This window comes from Pseudomonas sp. SMV7 (assembly GCF_052041995.1).
Classification (GTDB): domain Bacteria; phylum Pseudomonadota; class Gammaproteobacteria; order Pseudomonadales; family Pseudomonadaceae; genus Aquipseudomonas.
Genome location: NZ_JBKGGT010000008.1, coordinates 79,436 through 100,388 on the forward strand (window position 1 = coordinate 79,436; position 20,953 = coordinate 100,388).

Genomic DNA, 20,953 nt, shown 5'->3' on the forward strand with positions numbered 1-20,953 from the left:
GCCGACGTTCACGCAGCAGCCGGCCCGCCCCCACCAGACACTGGCAGGAACACCCCATGACGGACGCCTTCGAACTCCCGCTCTCGCTGGCCCAGGCCCTGGCCCAACGCGCCGCACAGACCCCGGACCGGATCGCCTTGCGCTTCCTGGCCGACGCTCCCGGCGAACAGGCGGTGCTCAGCTACCGCGAACTGGACCAACGTGCGCGCACCATCGCCGCGGCGTTGCAGGCACGGGTCGGTTTCGGTGAGCGTGCGGTGCTGTTGTTCCCCAGTGGGCCGGACTACGTGGCGGCGTTCTTCGGCTGCCTGTATGCGGGCGTCATCGCGGTGCCTGCCTACCCGCCGGAGTCGGCGCGCCAGCACCACCAGCAACGCCTGCTGTCGATCATCGACGACGCCGAACCGCGCCTGCTGCTGACCGTGGCGGCGCTGCAAGATAGCCTGCAGGGCCTGGAGGCGCTGCGCAGGGCCAACGCCCCTGCGCTGCTGGCGGTCGACAGCCTCGACCCGGCGCTGGCTGCGGACTGGCGCGAGCCGGCCCTGAAGGGGGATGACATTGCCTTCCTGCAGTACACCTCCGGCTCCACCGCGCTGCCCAAGGGCGTGCAGGTCAGCCATGGCAACCTGGTCGCCAACGAGGAGTTGATCCGCCGCGGTTTCGGCATCGACCTCAACCCCGACGACGTGATCGTCAGCTGGCTGCCGCTGTACCACGACATGGGCCTGATCGGCGGCCTGCTGCAGCCGATCTTCAGCGGTGTGCCCTGCGTGCTGATGTCGCCGGGCTATTTCCTGGCCCGGCCGCTGCGCTGGTTGCAGGCCATCAGCGATTACGGCGGCACCATCAGCGGTGGCCCTGACTTTGCCTACCGCCTGTGCAGCGAGCGGGTCAGCGCGGCCGCCCTGGCCGGGCTCGACCTGAGCCGCTGGCGCGTGGCCTATTCCGGCTCCGAGCCGATCCGCCAGGACAGCCTGGCCACCTTCGCCGACAAGTTCCGTGCCTGCGGCTTCGACCCGCAGAGCTTCTTCGCCAGCTACGGCCTGGCCGAAGCGACCCTGTTCGTCAGCGGTAGCCGCCGGGGCCAGGGTATCGCCGCACTGGAACTGGACGCCGAGGCCTTCGCCGCCAACCGCGCCGAGCCGGGCCAGGGCAGCGTGCTGATGAGCTGCGGTTACCCGCAACCGGGGCATGCGCTGCGTGTTGTCGACCCGCAACGCCTGCAGCCGCTGGGTGACAACCAGGTCGGCGAGATCTGGGCCAGCGGCCCGAGCATCGCCCGGGGCTACTGGCGCAACCCGCAAGCCAGTGCCCGCACCTTTGTCGAAATGGACGGCCAGACCTGGTTGCGTACCGGCGACCTGGGCTTCCTGCGTGACGGCGAAGTGTTCGTCAGCGGACGCCTGAAGGACCTGCTGATCGTACGCGGGCAGAACCTGTACCCGCAGGACCTGGAAAAAACCCTCGAACGCGAAGTCGAGGTGCTGCGCAAAGGCCGGGTGGCAGTATTTGCCGTCGAGCACCAGGGCGAGGAGGGCATCGGCGTGGCGGTGGAAGTCAGCCGCAACGTGCAGAAGGCGGTCCAGCCCCACGACCTGATCAACACCCTGCGCCAGGTCGTCGCTGACGCCTGCCGCCAGGCCCCGGCGGTGGTCCTGCTGCTGAACCCCGGTGCGTTGCCCAAGACCTCCAGCGGCAAGTTGCAACGCTCGGCCTGCCGCTTGCGCATGGAGGATGGCAGCCTGGATTGCTACGCCCGCTTCCCTGGTATCGACGTAGCCGACGCCAGGCCGGCAAGCGTTGAGGGGTTGCAGGCGCGTATCGCCAGTGTATGGCGCGACGTCCTCGAGGTGGAGGCGGTGGCGGCAGACGACCACTTCCTGCTGCTGGGCGGCAACTCCATCGCCGCCACCCAGGCCACCGCTCGCCTGGCCGATGAGCTGGGCATCACGCTCAACCTGGCCACGTTGTTCGAGGCGCCCGTGCTGGCCGACTACAGCCAGGCAGTGGCAGCGCTGCTCGCTGTCGACGGCACCCGGGCCACTGCCATCGCCCCGCTGGAGCGGGGCCGGGCACTGCCCCAGTCCTTGGCGCAAAACCGCTTGTGGCTGCTGTGGCAATTGCAGCCGCAGGCGGCGGCCTACAACATTCCGGCTGGCCTGCACCTGCGTGGCGAGCTGGACCAACCTGCCCTGGAAGCGGCCTTCCAGGTGTTGGTGCAGCGCCATGAGTCACTGCGCACCGTGTTCAGCGAAGAACACGGCCAGGCCCTGCAACGCATCCTGCCGTCATCGCCATTCCAGCTGCGCCGCCTGGACCTCGAAGGCCAGGCACCCGCACAGGTTGCCACCCAGCGCGAGACGGAAGCCTGCCAGCCCTTCGACCTGACCCGGGGCCCGCTGCTGCGGGTCACCCTGGCGCGCCTGGGCGAGGAAGACCATCAGCTGTGGGTGACCCTGCACCACATCGTCGCGGATGGCTGGTCACTGAATATCCTGCTGGATGAATTTGCCAGGTTGTACGCTGCCCGCTGCCAGGGCCTGGAGGCCAACCTGGCGCCGTTGCCCCTGGGATACGCCGACTACGGTAGTTGGCAGCGGCAGTGGCTGGCGGAAGGCGAGGCCGAGCGCCAGCTGCGCTACTGGCAGGCGCGCCTGGGCGAGGAAACGCCAGTGCTCGACTTGTGCACCGACCAGCCGCGCACCAGCCAGCGCGACCACCGGGCAGCGCGGTTGCAGGTGAAGGTGCCGGCTGGCCTCAGCGAGGCAATGAGGGGCCTGGCACGTGAGCAGCAAGCCAGCCTGTTCATGGTCTTGCTGGCCGGCTGGCAGGCGCTGCTGTACCGCTACAGCGGCCAGGCCGACATCCGCGTCGGCGTGCCCAACGCCAACCGCCCGCGTCTGGAAACCCAAGGCCTGGTCGGCTTCTTCATCAATACCCAGGTGATGCGCGCGCAACTCGATGGCCGCCTGCCGTTCAGCCAGTTGCTGGCCCAGGTGCGCCAAGCCACCCTGGAAGCCCAGGCCAACCAGGACCTGCCGTTCGAGCAACTGGTCGAAGCCTTGCCCGCGGCCCGCGAGCAAGGCCTGTTCCAGGTCATGTTCAACCACCAGCAACGCGACCTGTCGGCCCTGCGCCGCCTGCCGGGCCTGCTGGCCGAGGAGTTGCCGTGGCACAGCCGCGAGGCCAAGTTCGATTTGCAGTTGCACAGCGAGGAGGACCACCAGGGCCGCCTGAGCCTGGCCTTCGACTACGCCGCCGGCCTGTTCGAAGCCGCTACCATCAAACGCCTGGCCGAGCACCTGCTGGCCCTGCTGGAGCAGGTGTGCGCTGCGCCGCAGCGGGCCCTTGGCGAGGTGCAGTTGCTCGACGAGCACGGCCGCAGGCAACTGCTGGGTTGGGGCCAGGCACCGGCCGTAGCGCCGCAGTGCCTGCTGGTCGAGCAGCTCAATGAACAGGCGCGCAACACCCCGCAGCGCACCGCGCTGGTCTGGGAAGGGGGCAGCCTGGACTATGCCGAGCTGCACCAGCAAGCCAACCGCCTGGCCCATTACCTGCGCGACAAGGGGGTCGGCCCCGATATCTGCGTGGCCATTGCCATCGAACGCTCGCCGCAATTGCTGGTCGGCCTGCTGGCGATTCTCAAGGCCGGCGGTGCCTATGTGCCGCTGGACGTCGATTACCCGGCCGAGCGCCTGGCCTATATGCTTGCCGACTGCGGTGCCCGCCTGCTGCTGAGCCACAGCGGCCTGCTGGGCCAGCTGCCGCAGGTCGACGGGGTCAGCGCCATCGCCCTCGACCAGCTGCACCTGGACAGCTGGCCCAGCCATGCGCCAGGGCTGCATTTGCACGGCGACAACCTGGCGTACGTGATCTATACCTCCGGCTCCACCGGCCGACCTAAGGGCGTAGGCAACACCCACGCGGCGTTGGCCGAACGCCTGCAGTGGATGCAGAGCACTTATGCGCTGAACGACAGCGACGTGCTGATGCAAAAGGCGCCGGTCAGCTTCGATGTTTCGGTGTGGGAATGCTTCTGGCCGCTGGTCACCGGCTGCAAGCTGGTGCTCGCCGGCCCCGGCGAGCACCGCGACCCCCAGCGCATCGCCGCGTTGGTGCAGGCCCATGGCGTGACCACGCTGCATTTCGTGCCGCCTCTGCTGCAGGTCTTCATCCAGGAACCGCTGGCGCAGGCCTGCACCAGCCTGCGCCGGGTGTTTTCCGGGGGCGAGGCGCTGCCCGCGGCGTTGCGTGACCGGGTGCTGCAGGTGCTGCCGCAGGCGCAGTTGCACAACCGTTACGGCCCGACCGAAACCGCCATCAACGTCACCCATTGGCACTGCCAGGCGACCGATGGTGAGCGTTCGCCAATCGGCCGGCCGTTGGCCAACGTGCTGTGCCGGGTGCTGGACGACGAACTTGAGCTCACTGCCCCCGGCGTGCCGGGCGAGCTGTACCTTGGCGGTACCGGCCTGGCGCGTGGCTACCTGGGCCGCCCGGGCCTTACCGCCGAGCGCTTCGTGCCCCGGGTCGATGGCCATGGCGAACGCCTGTACCGCAGCGGCGACCGTGCCCGCTGGCAGGTACAGACCGAGGCCCTGGAGTACCTGGGCCGCCTCGACCAGCAGGTCAAGGTGCGTGGCTTCCGGGTCGAGCCCGAGGAGGTCCAGGCCTGCCTGCTGGCGCAAGCCAATGTCGAACAGGCGCTGGTGCTGGTGCACCAGGATGCCGTCGGCGCGCAACTGGTCGGCTACTACTGCGGCAGCGCCCAGCCAGCCGAGTTGCTGGCGGTGCTGGCCGGGCAGCTGCCAGCTTATATGGTGCCGGCACAACTGGTGCCGCTGGCGCAGATGCCGCTGGGCCCCAGCGGCAAGGTCGAGCGCAAGGCGCTGCCGGCCCCGGTGTGGCAGCAGCGTGAGCACGTCGCGCCACACAGCGCATTGCAGCAGCAGGTCGCGGCCATCTGGTGCGAAGTGCTGAACCTGCCGCGCGTCGGCCTGCAGGACGACTTCTTCGCCCTCGGCGGCCACTCGCTGCTGGCCACCCAGATCGTTTCGCGCACGCGCCAGGCGTGCGATGTCGAGTTGCCGCTCAAGGCCCTGTTCGAGGCCAGCGAGCTGGGCGCCTTCTGTGCCGAGATCGCGCGTATCCGTGCTGCCGGCGAGCGCAACCTGCAAGGCGAAATCGCCCGCGTCGACCGCCGTCAGGCAGTGCCGCTGTCGTACTCGCAGCAGCGCATGTGGTTCCTCTGGCAGATGGCGCCGGACAGCCCGGCGTACAACGTCGGCGGCATGGCACGCCTGCGCGGTACCCTGCATGTGGAAGCCTTCGAGCGTGCGTTGCAGGCGCTGGTGGTGCGTCATGAAACCCTGCGTACCACCTTCCCCAGCATTGACGGCGTGCCGTACCAGTGCGTGGCACAAGATGGCCGCCTGCAGCTGGACTGGCAGGACTTCAGCGCATTGCCTGCCGAAGCCCGCCAGCAACGCCTGCGCCAATTGGCCGACGACCAGGCGCACCAGCCCTTCGACCTGGAGCGCGGCCCGCTGCTGCGCGCCTGCCTGGTCAAGGCCGAAGAGCGCGAGCATTTCTTCGTGCTGACCCTGCACCACATCGTCACCGAAGGCTGGGCCATGGACATCTTTGCCCGCGAACTGGGCGAGCTGTACGAGGCGTTCGTCGATGACCGCGAATCGCCACTGCCGCCGCTGCCGGTGCAGTACCTGGACTACAGCGTGTGGCAACGGCAATGGCTGGAAAGCGGCGAGGGGGCGCGCCAGCTGGCCTACTGGCAGGCGCGCCTGGGCGATGAGCACCCGGTGCTGGCGTTGCCCGCCGACCGCCCACGCCCGCCGGTGCAAAGCCACCGTGGCGAGCTGTACCGCTTCGAACTGGACCCGGCGCTGGTCGCCCGCGTACACGCCTTCAACCGCCAGCGCGGGCTGACCCTGTTCATGACCGTGACCGCCACCCTGGCCGCCTTGCTGCACCGCTACAGTGGCCAGCATGACTTGCGCATCGGCGCGCCGGTGGCCAACCGCATACGCCCGGAAAGCGAAGGCCTGATCGGCGCATTCCTCAACACCCAGGTGCTGCGCTGCGAGGTGGACGGGCAGATGACGGCCCATGCCTTGCTGGAGCAGGTGCGCCTGGCGGCCATCGAAGGCCAGTCGCACCAGGACCTGCCGTTCGAGCAACTGGTGGAGGCCCTGCAGCCACCGCGCAGCAGCGCCTACAACCCGCTGTTCCAGGTGATGTGCAACGTCCAGCGCTGGGCCTTCCAGCAAAGCCGTACGCTGGCCGGCATGCAGGTGGACTACCTGGTCAACGATGCCAGCGCCACCAAGTTCGACCTGTACCTGGAGGTGACCGACCTTGACGGCCGCCTGGGCTGCTGCCTGACGTACAGCCGCGACCTGTTCGACGAGCCGCGCATCGCGCGCATGGCCGCGCACTGGCAGCAGTTGCTGGGCGGCCTGCTGGACGACCCACAGCAGCGCCTGTGCGAGCTGCCGATGCTGGGCCGCGCCGAACAGCAGGTGCTGGCGGGCCAGTTGCAAGGCGAGCATGCGCCCGGCCTCGACCAGACCTTGCATGGCCTGTTCGCCGCCCAGGCGGCGCGCACCCCGCACGCCGTTGCGCTGACTTTTGCCGGGCAGCACCTCACCTATGCCGAGCTCGACCAGCAAGCCAACCGCCTGGCCCGCGCCCTGCGCGAGCGCGGGGTCGGCCCGCAGGTGCGCGTGGGCCTGGCGCTGGAGCGCTCGTCGCACATGGTGGTCGGCTTGCTGGCCATCCTCAAGGCCGGCGGCGCCTACGTGCCGCTCGACCCGGAGTACCCGCTCGACCGCCTGCGCTACATGATCGAAGACAGCCGCATCGGCCTGCTGCTGAGCCAGCGCGCGCTGCTGCAAAGCCTCGGCGAGCTGCCCGCAGGGGTGGCGTGCTGGAGCCTGGAAGACGACACTGCCAGCCTGTCGGCCTACAGCGCTGCGCCGCTGGACAATCGCAACCTGGCGCAGCACCAGGCCTACCTGATCTATACCTCCGGCTCCACCGGCAAGCCCAAGGGGGTAATCGTCAGCCACGGCGAATTCGCCATGCACTGCCAGGCGGTGATCTCGGCATTTGGCATGCGCAGTGACGACTGCGAACTGCACTTCTACTCGATCAACTTCGATGCTGCCAGCGAGCGCCTGTGGGCGCCGCTGTTGTGCGGCGCTCGTGTGGTGCTGCGCGCCCAGGGGCAGTGGGGCGCAGAAGACATCTGCCAGCTGGTGCGTGAACAACAGGTCAGTATCCTCGGCTTCACGCCCAGCTATGGCAGCCAGTTGGCGCAGTACCTGGCCGGGCACGGCGAGCAGTTGCCGGTACGCCTGGTGATTACCGGTGGCGAAGCGTTGACCGGCGAGCATGTGCAGCGTATTCGCGAGGCCTTTGCGCCGCAGCAGCTGTTCAACGCCTACGGCCCGACCGAAACCGTGGTCATGCCGCTGGCCTGCCTGGCGCCGGAAACGTTGCCGGCAGACCTCGGTAGCGTGCCGATCGGGCGTGTCGTCGGCAGCCGCACGGCCTATATCCTCGACGAGAACCTTGCCCTGTTGCCGCAAGGCGGCATCGGTGAACTGTATGTAGGCGGTGCCGGCCTGGCCCAGGGTTACCACGACCGCCCCGGGCTCAGCGCCGAGCGCTTCGTCGCCGACCCGTTCAGCGGCGCAGGAGGGCGCCTGTACCGCACCGGCGACCTGGTGCGCCTGGGCAGCGATGGCCTGGTCGAGTACGTTGGCCGTGCCGACCAGCAGGTGAAGATTCGCGGCTTCCGCATTGAACTCGGGGAAATCGAAAGCCGCCTGCAGGCACATGCCGACGTCGACGAAGCCGTGGTGCTGGCCCTCGACTTGCCGGGTGGCAAGCAACTGGTGGGTTACCTGGTGTGCCGGCAGGCGGCGGCCGACAGCGCAGCCCAGGGCCGGCTGCGTGAAGCGGTGAAGGCCGATGCCCGACGGCACCTGCCGGACTACATGGTGCCTGCGCACCTGGTCCTGCTCGACCGCCTGCCGCTGACGGGCAACGGCAAACTCGACCGCCGCGCGCTGCCGCTGCCGGACCTGGAGCAGGCGCGCCAGCACTACCAGGCCCCTGGCAATGCGGTTGAAGCGCAACTGGCGCAGATCTGGTGCGACGTGCTGAGCCTTGCCCGGGTCGGCGTGCAGGACAACTTCTTCGAACTGGGCGGCGATTCGATTCTGTCGATCCAGGTGGTCAGCCGGGCCCGCCAGGCCGGCTTGCAGTTCACCCCGCGCGACCTGTTCCAGCACCAGACCATCCAGGCCTTGGCGGCCGTCGTTCGCCACAGCGAAGCCACCAGCAGCATCGACCAGGGCCTGCGCCAGGGACAGGTCGGCCTGACCCCGATCCAGCACTGGTTCTTCGACACCGACCTGGCGCAGCCGCAGCACTGGAACCAGGCGGTGTTGCTGCAAGCCCGCCAGACGCTGGACGAAGCGGTACTGGAACAGGCACTCGCCGCCCTGGTGCGGCACCACGACAGCCTGCGCCTGCGCTTCAGCGAGGCCAACGGCCGCTGGCAGGCCGCGTACGCCCAGCCTGACGCCGGGCAATTGCTGTGGAGCGCGACGGTTGCCGACTTCGCCGATTGCCAGGCGCTGTACACCGACCTGCAACGCAGTCTCGACCTGCAGCAGGGGCCACTGCTGCGTGCCTTGCTGGTGCGTGACGGGCAGGGCAGCCAGCGCCTGTTGCTGGCGATCCATCACCTGGTGGTGGATGGCGTGTCCTGGCGGGTACTGCTGGAGGACCTGCAGGCGTTGTACCGTGGCCAGCCGCTACCGGCCAAGACACACGCCATGGGCGACTGGGCGGCCCGCCTGGCCAGCTATGCCGGCAGCGATTCGCTGCGCGACGAGCTCGGCTGGTGGCAAGGCCAGTTGGCGGGCGTGCGCCGCGAACTGCCCTGCGATCACCCGCAGGGCGGCAACCTGCAGCGCCACGCCCGTACCCTGGCCATCAGCCTGGATGCGCAGCAGACCCGGCACTTGCTGCAGCAGGCGCCAGCGGCGTATCACACCCAGGTCAACGACCTGCTGCTGACCGCGCTGGCGCGTACCTTGTGCCGCTGGAGCGGCGATGAGGCGGTGCTGGTGCAACTGGAGGGCCATGGCCGCGACGGGCTGTTCGAAGACATGGACCTGACCCGCAGCGTCGGCTGGTTCACCAATGCCTACCCACTCAGCCTGCGCCCGCTGCCGGGCGAGGACGATGCGGCGCGGGCCGCTTCGATCAAGTGCATCAAGGAGCAACTGCGCCAGGTGCCGCACCAAGGCCTTGGCTACGGCGTGCTGCGCTACCTGGCCGATACGACGCTGCGCGAGCAGATGGCGGCCTTGCCGCAGGCGCGTATCACCTTCAACTACCTGGGCCAGTTCGACCAGCAGTTTGACCGCGCGGCGCTGTTCCAGCCGCTGGACGCCCCGGCCGGCCAGGCCCACGCTGCCGATGCGCCGCTGCCCAACTGGTTGAGTGTCGATGGCCAGGTGTATGGCGGTGCCCTGCAATTGCGCTGGACGTACAGCACCGAGCGCTATGACGAGCGCACCATCGCCAGCCTGGCCGAGGCCTATCGCCAGGAACTGCTGGCGCTGGTCGAGCATTGCCTGGCCGATGGCAACGGCAGCTTCACGCCGTCCGACTTCCCGCTGGCGCACCTGACCCAGGCGCAGATCGACGCCTTGCCGGTGCCGGCTGCGCAGATCGAGGATGTCTACCCGCTGACGCCGATGCAGGAAGGCATGTTGCTGCACACCCTGCTGGAGCCGGGCACCGGCCTCTACTACATGCAGGACCGTTATCGCATCAACAGCGCCCTTGATCCCGAGCGCTTCGCCCAGGCCTGGCAAGCCGTGGTGGCACGGCACGAGGCGCTACGCGCATCGTTCAGCTGGAATACCGGCGAGGCGATGCTGCAGATCATCCACAAACCGGGCAACACGCCGCTGGACTACCAGGACTGGCGCGACCTCGATGAGGGTGCCCAGGAGCAGCGCCTGCAGGCCCTGCACAAGCAGGAGCGCGAGGCTGGCTTCGCCTTGCTCAGCGAAGCGCCGTTCCACCTGCGCCTGGTGCGGGTGGCCGACGAGCGCTACTGGTTCGTGATGAGCAATCACCACATCCTGATCGATGCCTGGTGCCGCTCGCTGTTGATGAACGATTTCTTCGAAATCTACCAGGCCCTCGGTGAGGGCCGTCAGGCGCAACTGCCTGTGCCGCCACGCTACCGCGACTACATCGGCTGGCTGCAACGCCAGGGCCTGGACGATGCCCGCGCCTGGTGGCAGGCCAGCCTGGCTGGTTTCGAACGCGCCACCGCCATCCCCAGCGACCGCCCGCTACGCCATGAGCATGCCGGCAGCGGCATGCTCGTCGGCGACTGCTACACCCGCCTGGCGGCAGACGACGGCGTGCGCCTGCGTGAACTGGCCCAGGCCCACCAGCTTACCGTCAACACGTTTGCCCAGGCGGCCTGGGCCCTGGTGCTGGCGCGCTACAGCGGCGACCGCGACGTGGTGTTTGGCGTGACCGTGGCCGGGCGGCCGGTGAGCCTGCCGCAGATGCAGCGCACGGTCGGCCTGTTCATCAACAGCGTCGCCCTGCGCGTGCAGTTGCCGGCGGCCGGCCAGCGCTGCAGCGTGCGCCAGTGGTTGCAAGGCTTGCTGGAGCGCAACATGGAACTGCGCGAGTACGAATACCTGCCGCTGGTGGCGATTCAGGAATGCAGCGAGCTGCCCAAGGGCCAGCCGCTGTTCGACAGCCTGTTCGTGTTCGAGAACGCGCCAGTCGAAACCGCCGTGCTCGACCATGCCCAGCACCTGAACGCCAGTTCCGACTCGGGCCGCACCCACACCAACTTCCCGTTGACGGCGGTGTGCTACCCGGGCGATGAGCTTGGCCTGCACCTGTCGTTCGACCAGCGTTACTTCGACTACCCGACCGTCGAGCGCCTGCTGGCCGAGTTCAAGCGCCTGCTGCTGGCGCTGGTGCAAGGTTTTGCCGGGGAGGTAAGTGCGCTGCCGCTGCTGGGCGCCGAGGAACAGCGCTTCCTGCTCGAGGACTGCAACCGCACTACGCGGGCCTACCCGCTGGAGCAGAGCTACATCGCCCAGTTCGAGGCGCAGGTCGCTGCACACCCGCAACGTACCGTGGCGCGCTGCCTGGAGGCGAGCTATGACTATGCCGGGTTGAACCTGGCGGCCAACCGCCTGGGCCATGCCTTGATTGCGGCGGGTGTACGGGTTGACCAGCCAGTGGCGCTGCTGGCCGAGCGCGGGCTGCCATTGCTGGGCATGATCGTCGGCAGCTTCAAGGCCGGTGCCGGCTACCTGCCGCTGGACCCGGGCCTGCCATCGGCGCGCCTGCAAAGCATCATCCAGCGCAGCCGAACCCCCGTGCTGGTGTGCAGCGCGGCCTGTGCCGGGCAAGCTCGGCAGTTGCTGGAAACGCTGGAGGCGCCGGCACGCCCGCAATTGCTGGTGTGGGAAGACACCCAGGCCTGCCCGCTGGCCAGCCACAACCCCGGTATCTACAGCGCGCCGGGCAACCTTGCCTACGTGATCTACACCTCAGGCTCCACCGGCCTGCCGAAAGGGGTGATGGTCGAGCAGCGCGGCATGCTCAACAACCAGCTGAGCAAGGTACCCTACCTGGCGCTCAGCGAGCACGACGTGATCGCCCAGACCGCCTCGCAGAGCTTCGACATTTCGGTATGGCAGTTCCTTGCCGCACCGCTGTTCGGCGCCAGGCTGGAGATCGTGCCGAACGCCATCGCCCATGACCCGCAGGCCCTGCTGGCGCATGTACAGGCCACCGGTATCAGTGTGCTGGAAAGCGTGCCGTCGCTGATCCAGGGCATGCTGGCCAGCGACCATCAGGCCCTCGACGGCCTGCGCTGGATGCTGCCGACCGGCGAAGCCATGCCACCGGAGCTGGCCGGGCAATGGCTGCAGCGTTACCCGCAGATCGGCCTGGTCAACGCCTACGGCCCGGCGGAGTGCTCCGACGACGTGGCATTCTTCCGCGTCGATGCCGCCTCGACCCACGGCAGCTACCTGCCGATTGGCCGCCCGACCGACAACAACCGCCTTTACCTGTTCGACGGCGAGCAGGCGTTGGTGCCGTTGGGCGCGGTGGGTGAGCTGTGCGTGGCCGGCACCGGTGTTGGCCGTGGTTATGTCGGCGACCCGGTGCGTACCGCGCTGGCGTTCGTCCCCCATCCCCATGGCGCCGCAGGCGAGCGCTTGTACCGCACCGGTGACCTGGCGCGGCAGCGCCCGGATGGCGTGTTCGAGTACATCGGGCGCATCGACCATCAGGTGAAGATTCGTGGCTACCGCATCGAACTGGGCGAGATCGAGGCGCGCCTGCACGAGCAGGTCGAGATCCGCGATGCCGCCGTTGGCGTGCAGGAGGGCGCCAATGGCAAGCACCTGGTCGGCTACCTGGTGCCGCACCAGGGCTTCAGCGCCGATGCTGCGTTGCTGGAGCAGCTCAAGCAGCGCCTGCGGGCCGAGTTGCCGGAGTACATGGTACCGCTGCACTGGGGCTGGTTCGACAGCCTGCCACACAACGCCAACGGCAAGCTCGACCGCAACGCCTTGCCGGCCATCGACATCGGCGGCCAGCACAGCCAGGCGTACCAGGCCCCGCGCAATGAGCTGGAGGTGCTGCTGGCGGAAATCTGGGCCGATGTACTCAAGGTCGAGCGGGTGGGGATGCACGACAACTTCTTCGAGCTGGGCGGGCATTCGCTGCTGGCCACGCAGATCGCCTCGCGGGTGCAGAAGCAGCTGCAACTGAATGTGCCGTTGCGGGCGATGTTCGAGTGCAGCACGGTGGCTGAGCTGGCCGAATATGTGCAGGGCCTGCAGGGCAGTGCGCTGGATGAGGCCAAGGTCGACCGGCTGAGTGACCTGATGGCCGAGCTTGAGGGGTTGTGACCTGAATAGGTCCCTGTGGGAGCGGGTTTACCCGCGAACACCGGCGCAGCCGGTGCCATGCAGCGCGCTGGATTCTGCGCGGGTGAACCCGCTCCCACAGGTATTGCACCGGCCTTGTGAGCGGCGCTGCACCTGGGGCAGCGGGCGTGCCCGCGAATAGGCCGGAACGGGCGGCCAATCGCTCAGCGCTTGCCGAGAATCTTGCCCAGCAGTTCCGGCCGTGGTGCGCCTTGCTGGTTCTGCAGGTTGCCCTGCTCATCCTGATAGAAGATCGCCGGGGTTGCCTGCAGCCCCATTTCTTCCATCAATGCCATGTTCGCGGCCAGTTTCTGCTGCACCGCTTCCGGCACCTGGTCCAGCGGCTTCAGCGTGCTCGCCTTGCCGGCCTTCTCGTGCTCGTGCAGCGCCTTGGCCGGGTCTTTCGCCGCCAGCAGCGCCGCCGACTTGCCCGGGCTGTCCGCGCGGATGATGCCGACCATGATGTGGCGCAACTGCACCTTGCCCGACTCCACCCACGGCCGCGCCTGTTCCCAGAACATGTTGCAGTACGGGCAGTTGGGGTCGCTGAACAGGTACACCTTGCGCGGCGCATCGTCCTTGCCGTCGGCGATCCAGGAGGTTTTCTCCATCTTCGCCCAGATTTCCTTGCTCATCGGCGCATACACCAGCTTTTTCAGCGGCTCGGCACTGAGGTCGTTGCCCTGTTCGTCGAACAGGCTGCCGACCAGTACGTGCTTGCCGTCAGGGGTGAGGTACAGCGCCAGGCCATTGTTCTGGTACTCGGCGGCATACCCGCGCAGGCCGTTGGGGGCGTCGAAGCTGCCTTTGATCTCGGCGCCCTTGGCTTGCAGTTGCTGAATCGCCTTGGGCAGCTCTTCGGCGTGCAAGGCCGGGGCAGCCAGCAGGGCCAGGGACAGGGGCAGCAGGGCAGTCAGTCGCATGTCAGTTTCCTTGTGCGGCAGGGGCGGGCGCGGCGGCCCGGTCGAAAGGCTCCAGGGCGTGGCGCAGGCTGGCCCGGGACAGCTCGCCGAGGTGGCTGCCGATCAGCCGCCCGTCGGCGTCATAGAACAGGGTGGTGGGCAGGGCCATGGAACCGACGCGCTGGGCCAGCAGGCCGCTACCGTCGAACAGCACATGGGTCAGGCTCAGGCCGGTGGTGGCGAGGAAGGTGCTGACATTTTCCGGGGTCTCGCCCTGGTTGACGAACAGGAAGGTCACATGCGGGTAGTCGCCTTGCGCCTGTTGCAGCACCGGCATCTCGCGCCGACAGGGTGGGCACCAGGTGGCCCAGAGGTTGATCACCAGTGGCTGGCCACGGTAGCCGTGCAGTGCCACGGATTGCCCGGCGGCATTGCGCAGGCTCAGTTCGGGCAGCTCGGTGCCTTTGCTGTACAAGTGCCCGGCGAGGCTGGCCAGGCTCCAGAACAGCGCGCCGCTGAACAGCGCCCAGCCCAGCGGGCGACGCAGGCCGGGGTGGCGCCAGCCCTGCCAAAAGGCACCGAGCACGATACCGGCAAGGCCTGACCAGAACAGGAAGCCACCATCACGGATGTCGATGATCTGCAGCGGGTCGTCCTGGTACATCGGCCAGTAGGCCAGCACGAAGCCGGCGCGTGCACACAACAGGCCGATCAGGAACAGGTTGAACAGCGCCGATTCAGGGCTTTCGCCGCCACGCCGGGCGACCCACCAGCCGACCACGCTGGCGATCACCAGCGCGCTGAGCATCAGCAGGTGGTTGAGGGCCATGGTCAGTGGCCCGAGGGTTACGGTCAGCATCAGCCTTGGCTCCTGGTCTGGGTCCAGTGTTGCAGGAACGCGGCCGCATCCACTTCACCAGTGAGGCGCCGTGCGCGGCGTTCGTCGCCTTCCGGGCCGATCCAGATGATGCTGGGTGGGCCGGGGACCTGGTAGCGCTGCAGCAGGGCCTGGCTGGCAGGGGAGTCGGCGGTCACGTCCAGGCGCAGCAGGTGCACGCCGGCCAGGGCGGCCTGTACGTCGCTGCGGGCGAACACCTGTTTTTCCATGACCTTGCACGACACGCACCAGTCGGCATAGTAGTCGAGCATCACCCACTGGCCACGCGCCTTGGCAGCATCCAGTTCGCGTTGCAGGTCTTCGGGGCGGCTGACGGTGACCAAGGTGGCTTCGGCGTGCTGGCCGGCGGCCGGCGCAGCACCGCCGGTGAACGGGCGCAGCGGCTGCCAGAGGTCGTCGCCACCGGCCGCCGCGCCCACCAGCAGCAGGCCGCCCCAGAGGGCGCCCAGTAGCGGAATGGCGCGCAATGCCGGCTGCCGCTGCAGGGCCGGCCAGGCGGCCCAGGCCAGCGTGATCAGCAGGCCGCCGCTGAGGGCCAGCAGCAGTGCGGCGGGCAGCAGGCCGCGCACGGTGTACAGCGCCATGCCAAGGAAGACGAAGCCGAACACGCCCTTGACCCGGTTCATCCAGGCACCCGGGCGTGGCAGGTAGCGGTTGCCCAAGGTCACCAGCAACAACAGCGGCACGCCCATGCCCAGGCCAAGGCTGAACAGCACCAGCGCCCCCTGCAACACATCGCCGCTCTGCGCGATGTACAGCAGCGCACCCGCCAATGGTGCGGTCATGCACGGGCCCATCAGCAACCCGGACAGCGCGCCGAGCAGGGCCGCGCCATACAGGTTGCCGCCCTGCGTGCCGCGCCCGGCGCGGTCCAGGCGGTCGCGCAGGGCGGCGGGCAGTTGCAGTTCGAAGGCGCCGAACATGGGCAAGGCCAGGAGCACGAACAGCGCCGCCAGGCTGCCCAGCAGCCAGGGTTGCTGCAGCCAGGCCTGCAAGCTGGCACCCAGCAGCGCGGCGACCACACCCAGGGCGGCGTACACCAGCGCCATGCTCAACACATAGACCCCGGCCAGCATCCAGCCGCGTCGGGCACTGGCGCCATTGCCCAGCACCAGCCCGGCGAGGATCGGCAGCATCGGCAACGAGCAGGGGGTAAAGGCCAGCAACAGGCCAAGGCCGAAGAACGCCAGCAGGCTCCAGGCCAGGTGGCCCTGTTGCAGGTCGCTGGCCAGGGCCTGGTCACTGGCTTGCCCGGCTGCCGGCGTCACGCTGCCACCCAGGTCGATCAGCGTGGTTTGCGGCGGGTAGCACAGGCCGGCATCGGCACAGCCCTGCCAGCCCAGGCGCAGCTGGCCCTGGGCGCTGGCGGGCAGCAGCAGTTCGAGCTGGTCGCGGTACACCGCACTGTCGCCAAAGAACTCATCGTGGTGGTTGAGGGCGGGTGGCAGCTGCGGGTGTTGTTCGACGGGCAGGCCGTCGAACTTCAGGCGTTTCTGGTACAGGTAGTAGCCCGGCTTGATCTGGAAGTACAGGCGCATCTGGCCGTCGGCCTGGCGGTTGTGGGTCAGCACGAAGGCTTGGTCGACTGGCAGGAAGTCAGGTTTGACGTCGAACGGGTTGGCCTGCAACGGGCCGGCCAGCAGCAATGTCAGGAACAGCAGGAGGATGCGCATGTCTTCGCCTTGGCAGATCGAGGAATGGGGCCATGCTGGCGTGGGTCGATTAACCCAGGGTTAACCCTTTGTTCTGCAAGCGGCGGTGCGTACCCCGGCGCGACACCATCAACCGCACTTGCCATGCCGACACGGCAATGGTTGCATTGCAGCATGATCCGGCCATTACGAGTTGCCCATGCCTGAGACAATAGCCAGCGAAACGTCCGAGCGCGCTGCGATGGCCGCCGCGGCTTCGTCGCCCAGACGCCAGGTGCGGTTGTGAGTGTGGTCGCGCTGGTGCTGGCGGCAGGCAGCGCCAGGCGTTTTGGCGCCGACAAGCGCCGAGTGGCCCTGGCCGATGGTCGCAGCCTGCTGGCGCATAGCGTGGAGCGGGCTCGGGCAGCCTTCGCTGACGTTCGCGTGGTGTTACGCGCAGGCGAGCGGGGCGAGGATTTCGGCCTGCCTGGAGATTGCCGCATCGTCGCCAGCCCCGAGGCTGCCGCCGGCATGGGGCACAGCCTGGCTGCCGGTGCCGGCTCGTTGCGCGACAGCCAGGCGCAGGCGGTGGCCATTCTGCTGGGTGATATGCCTTGGATCGAACCGGCAACCTTGTGTCGGCTGGCCGAGGCGGCCAGCGCTTCGACCATCGTGTTGCCGCGTCATGCCGGGCAGTACGGGCACCCGGTGATCTTCGGGCGCGATTTCTGGCCGGCGTTGGCGCGGTTGCGCGGGGATGAAGGAGCGCGGGCGGTGGTGCGGGCGCATCAAGGCTGCTGGACGGTGGTTGAGGTGGCGGATGCCGGGGTGTTGCTGGATGTGGATACGCCGCAGGGTGTGATCTAGGCCCGGAGCGTTTGCCAAAACGCGGCATCCTCAGCCCTTCGGAAAGGGTTCATAATCCCCCCTTAATCCGCCCAAGGTGCAATGTCAGCCACATCACTCCGGGAGCCCAACCATGCACGTTCTGCTCTGCGAGGACGACGACCTGATCGCCGCCGGCATCTGCGCCGGCCTTACCGCCCAGGGCCTGACCGTGGACCGGGTGGGCAACGCCGCCGCTGCGCGGGCGATGCTGCAGGCGGCGCAGTTCGACGTGATGATCCTCGACCTCGGCCTGCCTGACGAAGACGGCCTCAAGCTGCTGCGCCGTTTGCGCCAGCAGGGCGAGACGCTGCCGGTGCTGGTGCTCACCGCGCGGGACGCGGTCACCGACCGGGTCGATGGCCTGCAGGCCGGGGCCGACGATTACCTGCTCAAGCCCTTCGACCTGCGCGAACTGGCTGCGCGCCTGCACACCCTGCTGCGACGCGTGGCCGGGCGTGCGGTGAACGTGATCGAGCACGGCCCGCTGCGCTACGACCCGAGTACCTGCTCGGCCACCCTTGGCGGGCAGCCGGTCGACCTGTCGCGGCGTGAGCAGGCGCTGCTCCAGGCGCTGCTGCAGAACCCTGGGCGAGTGCTGTCCAGCGAACAGCTCAAGGATTGCGTGTACGGCTTCAGCGACGAGGTGGAGAGCAACGCCCTCAACGTGCATATCCACCACCTGCGGCGCAAGCTGGGCAATGGCATTGTCGAGACCGTGCGCGGCCTCGGCTACCGCCTGGGCCCGGCGCAGGCGCCGGAAGAGGCCGCATCATGAGCCTGCGGGTACGCCTGAGCCTGATCCTGGGCAGCGCCTTCGTGATCATCTGGGTGCTGGCTGCCGCGTGGATGCTGCGCGACCTGCGCCAGCAGATGATGTTCTCCCTCGACCAGCGCCTGGTGGCCTCGGCGCGTATGGTCGCCGGCCTGATCGACCAGTTGCCGCAGCCGTTGACCGCCAAGGGCGAGGAGGCGCACTTTTCCGCCGACCAGTTCAGCGTGCCGGACGGCATGGCCTGTCAGGTCAGCTCGTTGCGTGGCGAGATCCTCGCCAGCAACCACAAGCACGATGGCGCCATGGACGACGAACGCAGTGGTTTCCGTGACCAGACCATCGACGACGCGTTGTGGCGCACCTTCACCTACAACCATGGCGACGTCCGTATCACCACCGCCGACCGGCACCTGGAGCGCGAGGCGCTGAACCAGTCGATCCTGCTGGCGGCGTCGGCGCCGGTACTGATGGCCCTGCTTGGCAGCCTGGGGCTGTTGTGGATCGGCCTGGGCAAGGGCCTGGAGCCGCTCAACCGCATGCGCGACGCGCTGCGCCGCCGGCGTGCGGACAGTGTCGAGCCGCTGCAGGTGGCGGGCATGCCCAGCGAACTGCAGCCGCTGCTGGAAACCCAGAACCAGCTGTTCCTGCGCATTGCCCAGACCATCGAGCGCGAGCGGCGCCTGACCGACGATGCCGCGCATGAACTGCGCAGCCCGCTGACGGCAATCAAGACCCACCTGCAGGTAGCCCGCATGACCGAGGGGGCGGTGCGCGAGCAGGCGCTGGCGCATGCCGAGCAGGGCACCGACCGCATGCATCGCACGCTGGAGCAGTTGCTGATGCTGGCGCGCGTGGAAGGCAGCCTGTCGTTCGATGATGGCGTGCAGTGCAGCGCCGAGCAGGTGGCCCGGCAGGCGGTGCAGGACGCCGGTGGTGGCGACAACCGGCGGATCGTGTTGCGTTTGCCGGAAGAAGCCACGCAGGTCTACCTGGGCATGCCGGCGCCCCTGGCGGTGGCGGCGTTGCGCAACCTGCTGGACAACGCCTTGCGCCATGGTGGCGATCAGGCGGTGGAACTGGAGCTGCAGATGAGCGACGGGCAGGTAGGTTTCATGGTGCGCGACCATGGGCCGGGGATTGCCGAGGCAGACCTGGAGCATTTGACCGAACGCTTCTGGCGTAATGGGCAAAGTGGCGGGTGCGGGTTGGGCTTGGCGATCGTGCAGGCGATCGTGCAGCGCTGTGCCGGCAGCCTGAAGTTCGACAGCCGTAGTGATGGCTTGCGGGTCTTGTTGCAGGTGCCGGCGCGTCCGGCCAGTTGACGCTGCCCTGTGCCGACACAGGCGAGATAAAGAAGCGATACCGCTAAATCCGCCCCGCATTCAAGCGTTTCCCAAGCGACACCCGCTCATTCGCTTGCTTGCGAGGAACCACGCCATGTCCACCGCTTCCAGCCTTGCCCAGGTCCCACCGGCGGGCGCGCCGCGCCCGTTGTATGCGTTCACCGATTCGCCGCTGCTGCAGCGCCAGCAGCAACAGGAGTCCAATGCCCGCAGCTACCCGCGGCGCATCCCGCTGGCGCTCAAGCGCGCCAGTGGCATTCATGTCGAAGACGTCGAAGGCCGCCAGTTCATCGATTGCCTGGCTGGGGCCGGGACCCTGGCGCTGGGCCATAACCACCCGGTGGTGGTCGAGGCGATCCAGCGGGTCCTGGCCGATGAGCTGCCCCTGCACACCCTGGACCTGACCACGCCGGTCAAGGACCGCTTTGTCCAGGACCTGTTCGGCGTCCTGCCCGAGGCACTGCGTCGTGAGGCCAAGGTGCAGTTCTGCGGCCCGACCGGCACCGATGCGGTGGAAGCGGCGCTGAAACTGGTGCGCAGTGCCACCGGGCGGAGCACCGTGCTGGCTTTCCAGGGCGCCTACCACGGCATGAGCCAGGGCGCGCTGAGCCTGATGGGCAGCCATGGGCCGAAGCAGCCACTGGGCGCCTTGCTTGGCAACGGCGTGCAGTTCATGCCGTACCCCTATGACTACCGCTGCCCGTTCGGTCTGGGCGGCGCAGCCGGGGTCAAGGCCAACCTGCATTACCTGGAAAACCTGTTGCTCGACCCGGAAAGCGGCGTGCCCCTGCCCGCCGCGGTGATCCTCGAGGTGGTCCAGGGCGAGGGCGGGGTCATCCCGGCCGATGTCGAGTGGCTGCGGGGCGTGCGCCGGATCACCGAGCAGGCTGGCGTGGCGCTGATCGTCGACGAGATCCAGAGCGGCTTTGCCCGCACCGGGCGCATGTTCGCCTTCGAGCACGCCGGCATCTTGCCGGATGTGGTCACCCTGTCCAAAGCCATTGGTGGCAGCCTGCCCCTGGCGGTGGTGGTGTACCGCGACTGGCTGGACACGTGGAAGCCGGGTGCCCACGCCGGCACCTTCCGTGGCAACCAGATGGCCATGGCGGCGGGCTCGGCGGTGATCGGTTACCTGGTCGAACAGCGCCTGGCCGAGCATGCCGAGGCCATGGGCCAGCGCCTGCGCCAGCACCTGCAGCAGTTGCAGCGGGATTATCCGGAACTGGGCGACATCCGCGGGCGCGGGTTGATGATCGGGGTGGAACTGGTAGGTGGCCAAGGGCAGCGCGATGCCCTGGGCCAGCCGCAGGCCAACCGTGAGCTGGCGGCCAAGCTGCAACGCGAGTGCCTCAAGCGCGGGCTGATCCTGGAACTGGGCGGGCGGCATGGCGCGGTGGTGCGTTTCCTGCCGCCGTTGATCATCAGCGCTGAGCAGATCGATGAAGTGGCACAGCGCTTTGCCGAGGCGCTGGTTGCTGCTGTCTGAATCGT

The 20,953-nt window shown here is 68.2% G+C and carries 8 protein-coding genes; 5 read left to right on the plus strand and 3 right to left on the minus strand.

Features of this window, described 5'->3' with window-relative positions; translation table 11 throughout:
- Positions 1–56 precede the first annotated feature (56 nt).
- Positions 57–13,010, plus strand: coding sequence for a non-ribosomal peptide synthetase (locus ACLEJP_RS12240; RefSeq protein ID WP_440806716.1), 12,954 nt, complete (start codon positions 57–59; stop codon positions 13,008–13,010).
- Positions 13,011–13,192: 182 nt separating this feature from the next.
- Here ACLEJP_RS12240 and dsbG read toward each other — a convergent pair whose 3' ends face one another.
- From dsbG to dsbD, 3 genes are read right to left on the minus strand one after another with little or no spacing between them, the layout of a single operon-like run.
- Positions 13,193–13,951 (minus strand): thiol:disulfide interchange protein DsbG, encoded by a 759-nt coding sequence (dsbG, locus tag ACLEJP_RS12245; RefSeq protein ID WP_440806718.1) that lies wholly within the window; start codon positions 13,949–13,951, stop codon positions 13,193–13,195.
- A gap of 1 nt (position 13,952) precedes the next feature.
- Positions 13,953–14,789, minus strand: coding sequence for a prolipoprotein diacylglyceryl transferase family protein (locus ACLEJP_RS12250; RefSeq protein WP_440806720.1), 837 nt, complete (start codon positions 14,787–14,789; stop codon positions 13,953–13,955).
- Positions 14,789–16,501 (minus strand): protein-disulfide reductase DsbD, encoded by a 1,713-nt coding sequence (gene dsbD, locus ACLEJP_RS12255; RefSeq protein WP_440806721.1) that lies wholly within the window; start codon positions 16,499–16,501, stop codon positions 14,789–14,791. Before dsbD ends, ACLEJP_RS12250 begins: the two co-directional genes overlap by 1 nt.
- A 261-nt stretch (positions 16,502–16,762) precedes the next feature.
- Between dsbD and ACLEJP_RS12260 the strand changes: the two genes are divergently transcribed.
- The 4 genes from ACLEJP_RS12260 (at position 16,763) to ACLEJP_RS12275 (ending at position 20,948) form a co-directional block, all read left to right on the plus strand.
- Entirely contained in the window at positions 16,763–17,326 is a 564-nt protein-coding gene (locus ACLEJP_RS12260) for a nucleotidyltransferase family protein (protein ID WP_440806723.1), read from the plus strand.
- A 112-nt stretch (positions 17,327–17,438) separates the two neighbouring features.
- Entirely contained in the window at positions 17,439–18,122 is a 684-nt protein-coding gene (locus ACLEJP_RS12265) for a response regulator (protein WP_440806724.1), read from the plus strand.
- Positions 18,119–19,441, plus strand: coding sequence for an ATP-binding protein (locus tag ACLEJP_RS12270; RefSeq protein ID WP_440806726.1), 1,323 nt, complete (start codon positions 18,119–18,121; stop codon positions 19,439–19,441). The genes ACLEJP_RS12265 and ACLEJP_RS12270 overlap by 4 nt, the downstream gene beginning before the upstream one ends.
- 115 nt (positions 19,442–19,556) lie before the next feature.
- Positions 19,557–20,948, plus strand: a complete 1,392-nt coding sequence (locus tag ACLEJP_RS12275) for an aspartate aminotransferase family protein (protein WP_440806727.1) — start codon at positions 19,557–19,559, stop codon at positions 20,946–20,948.
- Positions 20,949–20,953: the final 5 nt, after the last annotated feature.